Here is a 13,874-nt window from a genome sequence, read left to right on the forward strand (position 1 = left end):
CACTGCCGACACCGTGGCGCAAAGTGCCACCGAGACTGCCAGCTTCACCCGCGATGCCAATGACAACGCCGAGCAGTCCAAGCAGGTGGTGGCCGAAGCCTCGGCCAGCGTGCTGGCTCTGGTTGGCGAGGTGGAGAGCGCCACTGCGCGGGTGCTGGCCATGCAGCAGGACGCCCAGCGCATTAACGACGTGCTCGGCGTGATCGGCGAGATTGCCGGGCAGACCAATCTGCTCGCACTCAACGCAGCCATCGAGGCTGCGCGCGCCGGCGAGCAGGGCCGTGGTTTCGCCGTGGTGGCCGACGAGGTGCGCGCTCTGGCGGGTCGTACCCAGCAGAGCACCTCGGAGATCAACGAGATGCTGTCCAAGCTGCAGCAGGGTGTGAGCTCCGCGGTGCAGGCCATGGAGCAGACCAAGGCCAGTTGCCAGGCCACTGCTGACCGCACTGCGCGGGTCAACGTTGGCCTCGACGACATGGCCTCGTCGGTCGGTCGCATCCACGACCTCAGCGCACAGATCGCCACGGCCGCCGAGGAGCAGAGCGCGGTGACCGAGGAGATCAACCAGAACATGGTCGCCATTCGCCACATGGTCGACGATCTGGTTGCCGGCGGGCAGCAGGCGGACCGTAGCACCGACGCGCTGCTGGCCTCCAACCGACGCCTGGTCGAGCTGGTCAATCGCTTCAAGGTGCGCTGACCGCTCGCCGCCGACGGGTGCCGGAAGCCACCCGTCGGCGGTTACACTGGCGCCCCATTTCTTCAGCGCCAGGCCATGACCACTCCCTTCAAATACCTTCAGCACTATCCGCCACACCTGCAGCAGCAGGTGATGCAGATGGTTGCTGAGGGGCGCCTGGGCGATTACCTGAGTAAGCGTTATCCGGGCCGCCACCAGGTGCAGAGCGACAAGGCTCTGTATGGCTATACCCTGGAGCTGAAGCAGGAATATCTGCGCAGCGCGCCGGCAATCGACAAGGTGCTATACGACAACCGGCTCGACCTGACCCACCGTGCGCTCGGTCTGCACACGGCCATCTCGCGGGTGCAGGGCGGCAAGCTCAAGGCGAAGAAGGAAATCCGTGTGGCCGCTCTGTTCAAGGAGGCGGCGCCGGAGTTCCTCAACATGATCGTGGTGCATGAGCTGGCGCACCTGAAGGAAGCCGAGCACAACAAGGCCTTCTACAAGCTCTGCCAGCACATGCTGCCGGACTATCACCAGTTGGAATTCGACCTGCGCCTGTACCTGACCTGGCGCGAACTGGTGGCCTGACAGGAACAGCTACTCATGGATGAAGTCGCACACTACGCCACGCCAAGCCATACCGGGCAGTGCATTGTGTGCCGATGCCGGCCGCGCGGGGGCTGCGGTTGGTGCAAGCGGGGCGGTCTGTTCCAGGGAGCGCTCTTCATAAGCGTTGGTTCGGCAGACCTCCAGGACTTCCTTGACCGGCGTCGTCATGGCGCTGGTCGTGTTTTCACCTCCGAGCGATTGGGCAAAAACTGAGCGCTGGCGCGCGGCCCGCGCGGGCCGTGGCTCACCGTGAATCATCACCGGCTTATCCACAGACTCATCCCCGGCACCTGTGTACAACGCACTGATTGAAAAGCGTTTTTTATACATATGACCAACGGACTGGAGCGCCCCTCCAGCTGGTGCCATAGTGGGTGGCACACCTCGTAGGAGAGCCATCATGAGCAGCGTCTCGCTCACTCCCGAGCAGTTGAGCAGCTTCAGCCCCATGGACTTCCTCACTCCGGCCTACCGGCAGCAACTGCACGCCAGCCTGAAGTACCTGCAGCGGCCGGCCGGTACGTTGCTCCTGCAGAAAGGCGAGCGCTCGCTGGCCCAGTATTACCTGCTGGAGGGCAAGGTGGCGGTAGATTCCGGGCCTGGGCGGCAGACCATAGAAGGTGGTTCGCCGCAGGCGCACATGCCGCTCAACCCCGGCCAGATCAACCCCAACAGCATCAAGGCCATCACCGACGTGCACCTTTTCGCCGTCGAGCACCAGTTGCTGGAGCGCCTGCTCGGCTGGAGCCAGGATGCAGCCTACCAGGTAAGCAGCCTGGGTGCCGACAGCGTGGTCGAGGAGCACAACGAGGATGACTGGCTGGCCCGCCTGCTCAGTACTCCACTGTTCGGCCGCCTGCCGCCTTCCCACCTGCATGCGCTGCTGGCGCGCTTCGAATATCTGCCAGTGGCTGCCGGGACCAGCGTGGTGACATATGGCGAACCGGGTGAGCACTTCTATGTGATCAAGCGCGGTCGCGCGCGGGTGAGCCTGCCCCAGGCTTATCGCGCTCAGCCCACTCAGGTGTTGGCATCCGGTGACTTCTTCGGTGAAGAGGCGCTGGTCAGCGGCGCCGTGCGCTCCGCCAGCGTGGTCATGCTGGAGGAGGGCGAACTGGCCCGCCTGCACCGCGACGTCTTCGTCGAGCTGGTGCGGCCAACCCTGATTCCACGGATCAGTTCCCATGATCTGGCGCGGATTGGGCAGCAGGGCAATCGCAAGCACCTGTTGCTGGACGTGCGCCTGGCCGCCGAGTACCGTTTGGCTCACCTACCAGACAGCCTCAACTTGCCGGTGGCCAACTTGCGCACCAACGTGCATACCCTGGATTACTCCACCTGCTACGTCGTCACCCCGGAGGGCGGCATCCGCAGCGAATTGGCCGTGCACCTGCTCAACCAGCTGGGCTTCGATGCCTACTTGCTGGGCGACATTCCCTCCGAGGCGGCCTGAGCATCTTGCCGGCGATATGTCTGCGGGCATTCCGTGCCTGGCTGTTGGGTTTCTGCCTTTTCACAAACATCGCTCAGGCACAAGAATGGCTGGTAGTGGGCACCTACTTCCCAAAGATTTACGAGCAGGATGACCAGGGAGCCTTCGTCGGCTTGGCTCCGGTGGTGCTGCGTCATCTCGCCGCCGAGCTGGGTGGCCAGATGCGCTTCGAGATGTATCCCTGGCCGCGCGCCCAGCGCATGGTCGAACAGGGCTCCGCGGATATTCTGGTTGGCCCCTATCGCACACCTGAGCGGGAGGGCCGCTTTGCCTTCGCCTCCCTGCCGTTCTATCAGGACCGCATCCTCTTCTATGCCCGCCGTGACAGGCCATCGCCCTGGAGTGGCGACTACGCCGGCCTGCAGGGCAAGCGCGTTGCGGTTATACGTGGCTGGATCTACGGTCCCCGATTCGAGCAGGCCCGTGAGAGCTTGCAACCGATCCCGGTAGAGTCGGTACGCAACGGCCTGCGCATGCTCGAAGCGGGACGCATCGACCTGCTCGCCAGCAACCAGCGCAACACGCTGCCGCATCTCAACGCGCTGTTGCTACAGGAGCAGGTGGGTGAGCTGTCACCGCTGATCGACACGCAAGGAGGCTTCTTCGCCTTCCCTCGGGACGCCGCGCACAACGAACTACGCCAGCGTTTCGACCGCGCCTTCGAGGCATTCGTCGCTTCGGGCCAGCTGGCACGGCTGGCGGAGTCGCTCGGGGTTGGCGTGCCCTGAGCAGGGCTCAGAGCACCCGAAGTATCCGCCGCGGGGATGGCCCTGCCTGGACTTCGTCACCCGGGCCGCGACCCAGTAGCTGCTGGCCGAGTGGTGCCTGCGCGGTGATCAGCATGATTTCCAGTCCCTCACGCTCAAGCTTCAGCCCGGCGCCGTCCGGTCCCAGCAGCAACCACTGCTCGAGCTGGCGGTCATCGACCAGGCAGATCAGTGCGCCGAGCTGGATGCCGGTGTCGTCGTCATAGGGACGTATCTGCAGGGTGCGCCAGGCGTTCAGTGCACGGCGGATTTCCTCCGCTCGGCGTGACTGGCCGGCCGCCAGGTAAGAGGCCTCCAGGCCGCGGGTGTCGTACTTGTTCTCGGCCTTGCTCTCCTCGTGGGTGGCGGCCTGGCGGGCGACGTCGGCGGCGGTGAGCAGCGTGGTCAGGTCGGCCTCCAGGCGCTGGCAGACCTGTTGCTGTAGCAATTGCTTGTCCATGGTGACTGATCGTCATGGGAGAGAGGTGCAGGTTAACAGTCCCGGCGCCCGCGGTCTGTCTTCAGGAGCGGCTAGCCGCATCCAGGCTGCGACAGTCGTTGCGCAGGCGGATGAAGGCTGCGCGGCTGATACGCTGCGGCGGTGAATAGCTGTAGTGGTACTCGCCCTGCGCCACAAGCACGATCTGCACCCGGTAGAACCCCGGCGGTTGCACGATCTGCACGGGGTCGGCGCCGACGGCGTTCAGCTCCAGTGTCTGTTTGCTTGCGCGGCTGCTGTAGGCGCTGAAGCAACTGACATGCACCTCGGCTTCTCCGTGTTGCGGTCGCGACCAGCGTAGCTGTATCTGGTCATCCTCGATTCCCAGCCGGCGTTCATCCTGGATATCGCCGATCAGGCCCAGCTCCGGGCGGTCGGGTGCCACGATGTCCTGTTCATCGTCGAGAGGGAACTGGTACATAGGACGGCCATGGACGTCGGCAACCACTACCAGGTCGGGTAGGCGGATCTGGTAGTGGGTGTCGCCTGCTAGTTTGTCCAGGACGCCGTTGCTGCTCTCGTATTCCCAACTGGCCCAATAGCTCACCTCGGGGCGAAAGCGGGCATAGTCGCTATGGAGCTGGGCCAGATTGGCATAGGCCTCAGGGTAGGCGAAGGCCACGGCGGCATCGGCCATCTGCTGGCGATCGGCGCGGCCCATGTGCTGCCAGCTGAAGCCATACAGGGCGCCCAACTCCCAGAGAAGTACACCCCCACACAACAGCAGGCTCAGTGCATAGCGGCGCAGGGCCGGCGACCAGCCCTGGCGTCGGCCTCGTAAGGGAAACAGCAATAAGGCGCGTATCAGCACCGTCAGGCAGAACAGTACGAATAGCAGAACACCCAGCAGGAACAGCATGGCTTATCTCCCTCGATCATTGGGGAGCAGTCTGTTTTACCTGTATGGAGCTTCTGCGGAGGCGGCAAGGAGATTCTGCGAGGTATCTCAGTCGCGCACCGGCTTCACCCGTACCGCCCACAGCACGCCGACGATCAACAGGGCGATACCGGCCAGGGTCAGTGGTGCAGGCCAATGGCCGCGCAGGATGAAGGCGTAGCTGAGTGCCGCCAGCGTCTCGAAGACGATCAGTTGGCCGGCGATAGAAGTGGGCAGGCGCTGGCTTGCCTCGTTCCAGCACAGAGTACCGACCCAGGAGGAGAGCAGGGCGATGGTCACCATGAGGGCGATAAAGTGTTCCGGGCGTGGCCCCAGGGGCATGACGAAGTCGCTGTCGCCGATCGCCATGCCGATCCACAGCAACGCGTAGCCGAGCAGGGCCATGGGCAGTGTCACCAGGCCCTGGGCTGTGGCCCAGGTGCGTGGGCTGCGGCCGGGATGGTCGCGTAGCCAGTCGGCGTTGCGCAGTGGGTACCAGGTCCAGCACGCCACAGCCACCACTGCCAGCAGTGCGCCGCTGGCGTAGCGTGCCCAGTCCGGCTCGCCGGCTGCTTCCAGTGCATGTAGCTCGGCCTGGTTGACGCAGGCGATCCCGGCCGCGATCAGTGCCAGGGAGGGCAGCAGCTGGCCCCAGGGCAGCCGGCCGTCGCGCTTGGCGTTGCGCAGGTTGGCAGCGATGGCGATAACCACTGGCAGGGTACCGATGATCATGGTCGGCAGTGGCCCGCCAGCGCGCTGGATGGCGCTGGCCAGGCACAGGTAGTAGATCAGGTTGCCTACTGCCGATAGCTTCAGCGCCTCCAGCCAGTCGCCACGCGACAATTGGCCCAGGCGCGCACGGTCGAACCAGGCCAATGGCAGGGCGATAAGACCGAAGGCCAGGTAGCGGCCGGCCGACAGCAAGGCGGCCGAGTACTCCGGCAGCAACAGCGGACCGACGAACACCAGCCCCCACATCATTCCGGCGATCAGGGCGAACAGCGTACCCATCCACATCAGCGCGAACCTCGAAAAGTGCCGGCCTGCCAGGCTCGGTCTTGATGAATCTATTGCGGCTGGCGGCGCATGCCGATGTGCGGGATGTCGTCTTCCAGATACTCGTCCGTCACTGGCACGAAGCCATAGCGACCGTAGTAGCCCTGCAAATGCGCCTGCGCCGAGAGGTAGACCGGTAGGTTTGGCCAGCGCTCGGCGCAGGCCTGCAGCGCCTGCTCCATCAGGGCATGGCCGAGGCCGATGCCGCGTGCCTCGGGAGCGATCACCACGCGGCCGATCACCACCTCGCCTTCGTGACGGATGGGGTCGAGCAATCGCAGGTAGGCGGCCAGGTCATCGCCCTGCCAGGCCATGATGTGACAGGTATCACCGAGCAGATCCTGGCCATCCACTTCCAGGTAGGGACAGTTCTGCTCGACCACGAAGACGCGGGTACGCAGGGCTAGGAGGGCGTACAGCTCGTGCTTGTCCAGTTCGGAATGGTGCTTGGTGTGCCAGGTGAGAGTCATGGATGGTGCGAGCTTCCGTGAGAGTGAAGGCGTGATTCTGTCATGCGTGGACCTCGGTAACGATCTTGCCGAGCAGCCACTGCAGACCGGCCAGATGCTGCTGGTCATGGCTGCACAGATAATGCACCAGGCTGTGCAGGGTCAGGTCGCCGTAGCCTTCGAAATGCGCTGGGCGTAGCAGCTGCTCGGGCGTGATCGATGTGATCAGTGCCAGGGTCTGGCTCCGCGCCAGCCGGAGGTCGGCCAGCACTGCCGTCGCATCGGCCCCTGCGTAGTCACGTTCGTGGGCGAGCCTCTCGCTATCCAGAGAGACCAGCAAGGGATTCTCTTCCGCGAGCGTGCGGCGGATGCGCACCTGATAGCCCTCCACTTCGATATCGCGAACATGACAGAGCTGCTCGATGGCCGTAAATGGCTCGCTCGGCACGCCGTCCCATGATGCGGGTGCCCAGTGCCGATACTCGACGGGAAAGGCCGAGTAATAGGCATCCAGCTGGTCGGGGAAGCTGGCGAGGGCCTCAAGGGTGGCGGTGAGCATGGTGGTGATCCGGTTTGATGGAGTCACCATGCTGGCATGGCTGAATCTGACTGACTCGATACAGATGAGGGATTTTTCGAGCCGACAGTGGCGATGCTCAGGGTAGGGTCGCCAGGTCGATACGGACCCGATTGCGACCCTCGGCCTTGGCCTGGTACATGGCCATGTCGGCCTGGCGGATCAGTTGGGTGGGGCTGTCTTCGCCGCGACTGAGAGCGATGCCGATACTGGCGCCGACCCGGACTTCGCCCTGAGGGGTGGCAATGGGCTGGCCGATCTGCGCAAGGATGCGTTCGGCCACTTCGCGGGCCGCTTCTTCGGAGGCGAGTGACTCGCAGACCAGCACGAATTCGTCGCCACCGAGGCGGGCCGGTAGGTCGCAGTCACGGGCGCAGTGCTGCAGGCGCTGCGCCACCTGCGCCAGTACCTGGTCACCGAGAGCGTGGCCGTGCTGGTCGTTGATCGGTTTGAAGCCGTCCAGGTCGATCAGCATTACGGCCAAAGGCTCGCCGCTGCGCAGGGAGCGGCGCAGGGCCATCTCCAGATGCTGTTGCAGGGCGTTGCGGTTGGCGATGCCGGTCAGCGGATCCTGCAAGGCCAGGGCCTGCAGGCGCTGGTTGGCAGCGGCCAACTCTTCCGTACGCTCGGCCACGCGTTGTTCCAGTTGGCGCTCCTGAGCCTGCAGGCTCGCTTCGCGCAGGCGCTTGTGCGCGTTGAAGCGGGCAGCCAGGGCGAACGACAGCAGGATCATCTCCAGCATCGAGCCGATCTGCATGGCGTGCAGGGTGAAGAAGTTCGACGGGATCAGGGCGAAGTTGCGCAGGGCCAACAGGGCGGCGCCGCACAGCAGCATGGTCCAGGCCAGGGCGAAGAAGCCGGCCCCCGGTACCCGGCTGCGCACGCTGACGAAGGCGACAGTCAGCAGCACGGCGCAGACGCTGACGCCGGAGATGGACATGGTCTTCAACGCCAGTGGCACCGGCAACAGTAGGGTGGAGAGCGCGCAGGTGAAGATCACCACGAACCACAGGCCGAGGAACCTGTCCCAGCGCGGTAGCCACTGGCGTGTATCGAGGAAGCTGCGGGCGAACAGCAGGGCGATGGCTCCAGCGGCGCAGATGCCGAAGGGCAGCGCCCGGTTCGTCCACCATCCGGCGCCTGGCCAGAGCAGTTGGGCGCCCAGGCCGTTGAGGCCGAGCAGGCCGACGCAGAAAGTGGAGACGAACAGCACGTAATAGATGAAAGGTCGCTCGCGCAGGGCGATGAACAGCAGCAGGTTATAGCTGCCTAGCGCGAGCAAAGCGCCGAAGTAGATGGCCTGGATCACGTAGCCGCGGATGCTGTGCTGCTCGTGCTCGGCCAGGCCATAGACACTGGCACTGAGTGTCATGCTGCCGCTGGAGCTGGCGCGCAGGTAGAGCGTACGGCGCTCACCCGGTTGCAGGTGCAGGTCGAAGACCGGAGTGCGGTTGCCGACGCTGCGCTGGTCGTACACCACCATGTCGCCGCCCTGGCTCATTCGGATGCCGTCGCTGCCGACGTCGAACAGTTGCACCAGATCGAGCGAGGGATAATCCACCTCCAGTCGCCAGCGGCTCGGATGGCTCGCTGCCGACTGCACCTCAAGCCGCAGCCAGATGGCACCGGTCACGTAGCCGAAGCCCAGGTCGCGGCGGGTGGCGCTGTTGCTGAACCGCTCGGGGTGAGCGATCAGGTCGTCCAGTTGCAGCTGGCCTTCGGGGTCGGCCAGGTAGTCAGCCACGCCATACAGCGGCTGCGCCTCGCCATTTTCTGTCAGTTGCAGGGGTGCGGCCCAGCCAGGCATTGCCAGCAGGCAGAACAAAAGCAGCAGCGAAGACAGGGCAGAGCGCATCAGGGTTCCATGGCGGAGTGCCGGTGGCTAATACTGGCAGAGCGCCATGGCCGCCGCCAAGCCGAACCTTGGCCTGGCTGGCATTGGCGGCGCGTTGCGCTGGCGTGTTCGGTCTGCCTCTGTGGGCGGAGGGCTGCTATGGTCTGTGCCCATCGCCCCTTCGAGAGCCTCGCCATGCCTGCTCCCTGCGTTCTTATTCCGTTGCCTCGCCGCGACTACGACCCCAGCGAGACTGCCCTGGCTTGGCGCCAGTTGCGCCAGGCCGGCTACCGGGTGTGCTTCGCCACACCGGATGGCCAGCCGGCGCGGCCAGACCCGCAGATGATCAGCGGCGAGGGCCTGGACGCCTGGGGGCTGATCCCCGGCCTGCGCAGGGTCAAGCTGCTCGGTCTGTTGCTGCGCGCCAACGGTGAGGCACGGGCGGCATGCGCGGAAATGCTGCAGGACCCGGACTATCTGAATCCGTTACGTCATGAGCGCCTGCGCGAGGAAGACTTCGCCGGCCTGATGCTGCCCGGCGGGCATTGGGCGCGGGGTATGCGTGAGTACTTGGAGAGCGAGGCGCTGCAGGCACTGGTAGTGGCGTTCTTCGTTGCCAACAAACCGGTGGCGGCAGTCTGTCACGGTGTGCTGCTGGCGGCGCGCAGCAAGGGTGCGGATGGGCGCTCGGTGCTGCACGGGCGCAAGACTACCGGGCTGACCTGGAAGATGGAGAAGACTGCCTGGGACCTGACCCGTTTCTATGGCCGCTGGTGGGAGCGCGACTACTACCGTACCTACTCCGAGGCGGCGGGCGAGCCGGCTGGGCATATGAGCGTGCAGGGCGAAGTGGCGCGCGTGCTGGCCAGCCCGGATGACTTCCTCGACGTGGCCAAGGACGCGCCCGACTTCTGGCGAAAGACCAGCGGCCTGCACCGCGACGCGCCGAACGACAGCCGGCCGGCCTGGGTGGTGCGCGACGGTAACTATGTATCTGGCCGTTGGCCCGGTGACATGCACGAGCTGATGCGGCGCTTTATCGAGCTGCTGCCCCGGCAGGCCGAGTGACACCTGCGAATGGCGTGCATGACGGGTAGGGTGCGCCGTGCGCACCGACGAATTTCTCACACATCCAGGCGCGCACGGCGCACCCTACGATCGTAGGGCGGGTGATTCCGCGTAATGGCCGATCAGACGAATTGCGCGGCCGCGTGGGCCGATGCCCAGGCCCACTGGAAGTTGAAACCGCCCAGGTGGCCGCTGACGTCCAGCACCTCGCCGATGAAGTACAGGCCCGGTGACTTCTGAGACTCCATGGTCTTCGATGACACCTCACGGGTATCGATGCCGCCCAGGGTCACCTCGGCAGTGCGGTAGCCCTCGGTGCCGGCTGGTACCAGGGTCCACTCGGCCAGTTTCTGCGCCACCGCCTCCAGCTCCGCCGGGGTGTACTGCTTGAGCGGCTTGCTGACGAACCACTGCTCGGCCAGCAGGCCGGCCATCTTCTTGGTGAACAGCTCGCTGAGCAGCGTTTTCAGCTCGGTATTCGGTCGTTCGCGCTGCTGCGTCGCCAGCCACTCGGGCAGATCGATATGCGGCAGCAGGTTGATCTCGATGGCATCGCCCGGCTGCCAGTAGGAGGAGATCTGCAGGATCGCCGGGCCTGACAGGCCACGGTGGGTGAACAGGATGTTCTCCTTGAAGCTCTGCCCGTTGCAGCTGACCACGCAGTCCTCCACCGAGGTGCCGGACAGCTCGCCGCACAAAGCCTTGAGCTGTGGCTCGGTGATGGTGAAAGGCACTAGGCCGGCGCGGGTCGGCAGCAGGTTGTGGCCGAACTGCTTGGCCACCTGATAGCCGAAGCCGGTGGCGCCGAGGGTGGGGATAGACAGGCCGCCGGTGGCGATCACCAGCGACTGGCAGGTGAACTTGCCGGCGCTGGTGTGCAGGGCGTAGCCAGCCTCGGTCTTGGCGATGGTCTCGACGCTGGTGTCCAGTCGCAGATCGACGCCGTGTTCGTCGCACTCGGCCAGCAGCATGTTGAGGATGTCGCTGGCCTTGCGGTCGCAGAACAGTTGGCCGAGTTTCTTCTCGTGGTAGGGCACGTCGTGCTTGACCACCAGCTCGACGAAGTCCCACTGGCTGTAGCGGGCCAGGGCCGATTTGCAGAAGTGCGAGTTCTGCGAGAGGAAGTTGGCTGGCTCGCAGTACATGTTGGTGAAATTGCAGCGGCCGCCACCGGACATGAGGATCTTCTTGCCCGGCTTGTTGGCGTGGTCCAGCAGCAGGACCTGGCGCCCGCGTACGGCGGCTTGTGCCGCGCACATCAGGCCGGCGGCACCGGCGCCGATGATGATGACCGGGAAGAAAGACACGGCTGAACCTCGATGAGTCGCGAAGTCGCGCATTCTAGCGGAAAGGCGCGATGAATCCGCGGGCGCTGAGCCTGCTGTTGTGGTTGTTGCCTTTGGGTTGCTTGCTGTGGGTCTCGCCACCGAAGCTCTGGTTGCGATCCTCCGCGCGCTTGCGGTTGGTGTTCTTGCTCTGGTCCTTGCAGTTGCTGCAGTACTCGGCCGATTCGGCCGGTGCGCTCTTGGCCAGCTGGGAGCCGCATTGGGGGCAGCGTTTCATGGCATCACCTCATCACTGAACGGCCCCGGAATGGGGCCGACAGTGCGATGGTCGGCGGCGGCTCCGCCGTGACGCAGAGGGAAGTGCCTCCTCAGGCGGCCTTGGCCTGCGGTGCCTCGGCCGGGCCCTTCTGCAGGTGTGCTACCAGGGTGCGCAGCGGCGCCAGCTGGCGGCAGATCAGGCCGAGCTGCACCTGCACCAGGCGGTGACCTTCGTCCATCTCCTCGGGCAGCTGCTCCAGCTCCTCGGCCAGGGCCTGGTCGGTTTCGTCGTACACCGCCACTGGCGTACCCGCCTGCAGGCCCGTGGCGATGGTGTCGAGGCTCTGACTGATATGGGCCACGGCGCGGTCGTGCAGGGCGTCACTGGCGTCGTCGCTCAGCGTCGCTCGGTGCGCGCCCAGGGCCGACAGATAGCTGAGCAGGGTGTGCGACAAGACCAGGAAGCGGAAGCCGGTCTCGGCATCCTTCCGGAAGTGTCCGGGCTCCAGCAGCATGTTGGACAGGGTGGTGGAGAGTGCGGCGTCGGCGTTGTGCGCGTTGCGCCGGGCCAGGCGGTAGCTCAGGTCGTCACGGGCGCCGGACTCGTACTGCTGCATGATCTGCAGCAGGTAGCGGCTGTTGCTGCTCAGGGTGCTGGCCAGCACCTGATTGAGCTTGCGCCCCTGCCAGTCGGGCAGGATGAAGAACACCGCCAGACCGGCGATCGCCGTGCCCAGCACGGTATCCACCAGGCGTGGCCAGAGCAGGGTGTACGCATCGCTGATCTGGTTGAAGCAGAGCACCACCACCAGGGTCATGGCCGTGGTGGCCAGGGTGTAGCGGTCGACCCGGTTGGTGAAGAACAGCACCCCGGCGACCACGGCGAACAGCGATTGCAGCAGCGGGTCGGGGAACAGGCGGATCAGCGCCCAACCGAGCACCAGGCCGATCAGCGTACCGCTGACCCGCTGCACCAGGCGCAGGCGAGTGGCACCGTAGCTGGGCCGGCAGACGAACAGCGTGGTCAGCAGGATCCAGTAACCCTGCTGCGGGTGGATCCAGTGCAGCAGGCCGTAACCGGCGAGCAGGGCGACGGACAGGCGCAGGGCGTGGCGGAACACCAGGCTGGTCGGCGTCACATGCTGGCGCAGGCGTTCGAAGGCTTCCTTGAAGGTCTGCGGCGAGCGGTCGAGCAGGCTGCTGTCCTGCTCATCGGCCAGGGCGTCGGGGTTGCTGGCGCTGGAGAGTTTGCGCTCCAGGCTACCGAGGTTGTTCGCCAGGGCGCCGAGGGAGCGCAGCAGACGGCGCCAGGCCGGGTTGTGCTGCTCGCGCAGGTAGGTCATGGAGGCTTCGAGATCGGCCATGGCCTGACTGTTGTCGTTGTAGTCGAACGGCTGGCGCAGACGGATGGCTCGCCCCAGGGCCTGGCAGGCCTTGCCCTGCTGGCTGAGCAGGCGGCCGCAACGGAACATCACGTCGCTGTGGAAGAAGGCTTCGGCCAGGGCGTTATACGGGTAGTGCGAGGAGCTGGCGCGCTCGTGGATGTCCTGGGCGATGAAGTACAGCTTGAGGTAGCGGTTGGTCTTCTGCCCGCTGCGCTTGCGGCTCATGCGGTTGAGGATGATTTCCTTGGCCAGGTTCAGCGCGGTCACTACTCGCCCGTTCTGCCGAGCCAGTTCCAGGCGTCGGGCCTCAAGGTCCATCTGCCGGACCGGCTCGAACAGCGAGGCTTTCAGCCGCAGGTAGGTGCCCAGCTCGTCGAATACGCGCGACAACGCCTGCTGCACCGGCTGTTGGCTGAACAGTGCGCTCCAGATAATGCCGAGCAGGCCGTACCAGGCGGCACCGGTGATCAGCAGCAGCGGCTCCTGCCAGAAGCTGCCCTCCACACCGCCTCGGTGTTCGAGGCCGATGGCCGTGTAGATCGCCAGGATTAGCGTGGCCTGGGCCACAGCAGCGTAGCGCTCGCCGATGCCGCCGAGCAGTGTCATGGCGAAAGCGGCCAGGGCCAGGCCGCTGCCGAACAGCCAGGGATAGGGGAACAGTAGCTGTACCGAGACGGCGGTAGCGCCGAAGCACACCAGCGTCACCACAAGGGCCTGGCTGCGACCGCGCCAGTGGTCGTCGTTTTCCGCCAGCGCGCTGGCGATGCAGCCGAGGAAGAGCGGGATGACGAAGGCGACGCGCTCCAAGTACCAGCACAGCGCCATGGCCCCGGCCAGGGCGATGAACACCCGCACGCCGTAGGTGAATTTTTCGCGCGCCCAGAGGTGGCGCAAAGTATGGCTGAACGATGAGGGCATGGGTGAACGGCTACCCGCCGAAAAATGGGTTGGTTGCCGGAGAAGACGGCAGAAGGCGCCGGCGAGGCACCATTTTTATTGACCTTGTGTACAGAGAATAGTCTGCCGCCGTCGCCAACGAAAAACGGGCCCGAT

General features: G+C 65.1%; 13 protein-coding genes and 1 pseudogene. 5 read left to right on the forward strand and 9 right to left on the reverse strand.

Annotated features, from left to right (window positions below):
* Positions 1-109 precede the first annotated feature (109 nt).
* The 4 genes and pseudogenes from IB234_RS24340 to IB234_RS05080 all read left to right on the forward strand — a co-directional run.
* Positions 110-700, forward strand: a pseudogene (locus IB234_RS24340) (methyl-accepting chemotaxis protein); the annotation flags it as partial.
* A gap of 75 nt (positions 701-775) precedes the next feature.
* Positions 776-1,273: a YgjP-like metallopeptidase domain-containing protein gene (locus IB234_RS05070; protein WP_192314845.1), complete on the forward strand. Its 498-nt coding sequence runs from the start codon at positions 776-778 to the stop codon at positions 1,271-1,273.
* A 421-nt stretch (positions 1,274-1,694) separates the two neighbouring features.
* Positions 1,695-2,747, forward strand: a complete 1,053-nt coding sequence (locus IB234_RS05075) for a cyclic nucleotide-binding domain-containing protein (RefSeq protein WP_192314849.1) — start codon at positions 1,695-1,697, stop codon at positions 2,745-2,747.
* Between the two features lie 95 nt (positions 2,748-2,842).
* A complete protein-coding gene (locus IB234_RS05080) occupies positions 2,843-3,514 on the forward strand; it encodes a substrate-binding periplasmic protein (protein WP_192314852.1) in 672 nt (223 codons plus the stop codon).
* Between the two features lie 7 nt (positions 3,515-3,521).
* Here IB234_RS05080 and IB234_RS05085 read toward each other — a convergent pair whose 3' ends face one another.
* From IB234_RS05085 to IB234_RS05110, 6 genes are all read right to left on the reverse strand, one after another.
* Positions 3,522-3,992, reverse strand: coding sequence for a transcription elongation factor GreAB (locus IB234_RS05085; RefSeq protein ID WP_192314856.1), 471 nt, complete (start codon positions 3,990-3,992; stop codon positions 3,522-3,524).
* 61 nt (positions 3,993-4,053) lie between these two features.
* Complete coding sequence (locus IB234_RS05090) at positions 4,054-4,890, reverse strand: hypothetical protein (protein WP_192314859.1); 837 nt, start codon at positions 4,888-4,890, stop codon at positions 4,054-4,056.
* Positions 4,891-4,977: 87 nt separating this feature from the next.
* A complete protein-coding gene (locus IB234_RS05095) occupies positions 4,978-5,925 on the reverse strand; it encodes a DMT family transporter (protein ID WP_192314862.1) in 948 nt (315 codons plus the stop codon).
* 50 nt (positions 5,926-5,975) lie between these two features.
* Positions 5,976-6,434, reverse strand: a complete 459-nt coding sequence (locus IB234_RS05100; RefSeq protein ID WP_192314865.1) for a GNAT family N-acetyltransferase — start codon at positions 6,432-6,434, stop codon at positions 5,976-5,978.
* Between the two features lie 40 nt (positions 6,435-6,474).
* The gene (locus tag IB234_RS05105) at positions 6,475-6,972 is read right to left on the reverse strand and encodes a DinB family protein (protein ID WP_192314868.1); all 498 of its coding nucleotides are present in this window, start codon (positions 6,970-6,972) and stop codon (positions 6,475-6,477) included.
* 97 nt (positions 6,973-7,069) lie between these two features.
* Positions 7,070-8,845 carry a diguanylate cyclase gene (locus IB234_RS05110; RefSeq protein WP_192314884.1) on the reverse strand — a complete coding sequence of 592 codons (1,776 nt, stop codon included), beginning with the start codon at positions 8,843-8,845 and terminating at the stop codon, positions 7,070-7,072.
* Between the two features lie 174 nt (positions 8,846-9,019).
* On the opposite strand from IB234_RS05110, the gene IB234_RS05115 reads away from it, so the two are divergent.
* Positions 9,020-9,892 carry a type 1 glutamine amidotransferase domain-containing protein gene (locus IB234_RS05115; protein WP_192314886.1) on the forward strand — a complete coding sequence of 291 codons (873 nt, stop codon included), beginning with the start codon at positions 9,020-9,022 and terminating at the stop codon, positions 9,890-9,892.
* A gap of 122 nt (positions 9,893-10,014) precedes the next feature.
* Here IB234_RS05115 and IB234_RS05120 read toward each other — a convergent pair whose 3' ends face one another.
* The 3 genes from IB234_RS05120 to yccS all read right to left on the reverse strand — a co-directional run bounded on the left by IB234_RS05120 (position 10,015) and on the right by yccS (position 13,739).
* Complete coding sequence (locus IB234_RS05120; protein ID WP_263864180.1) at positions 10,015-11,232, reverse strand: NAD(P)/FAD-dependent oxidoreductase; 1,218 nt, start codon at positions 11,230-11,232, stop codon at positions 10,015-10,017.
* Position 11,233: 1 nt separating this feature from the next.
* Positions 11,234-11,455, reverse strand: a complete 222-nt coding sequence (locus IB234_RS05125) for a hypothetical protein (RefSeq protein ID WP_192314890.1) — start codon at positions 11,453-11,455, stop codon at positions 11,234-11,236.
* Between the two features lie 91 nt (positions 11,456-11,546).
* Positions 11,547-13,739 carry a YccS family putative transporter gene (gene yccS, locus IB234_RS05130; RefSeq protein WP_192314892.1) on the reverse strand — a complete coding sequence of 731 codons (2,193 nt, stop codon included), beginning with the start codon at positions 13,737-13,739 and terminating at the stop codon, positions 11,547-11,549.
* Positions 13,740-13,874: the final 135 nt, after the last annotated feature.

This window comes from Pseudomonas sp. PDM16, assembly GCF_014851865.1.
Classification (GTDB): Bacteria; Pseudomonadota; Gammaproteobacteria; order Pseudomonadales; family Pseudomonadaceae; genus Aquipseudomonas.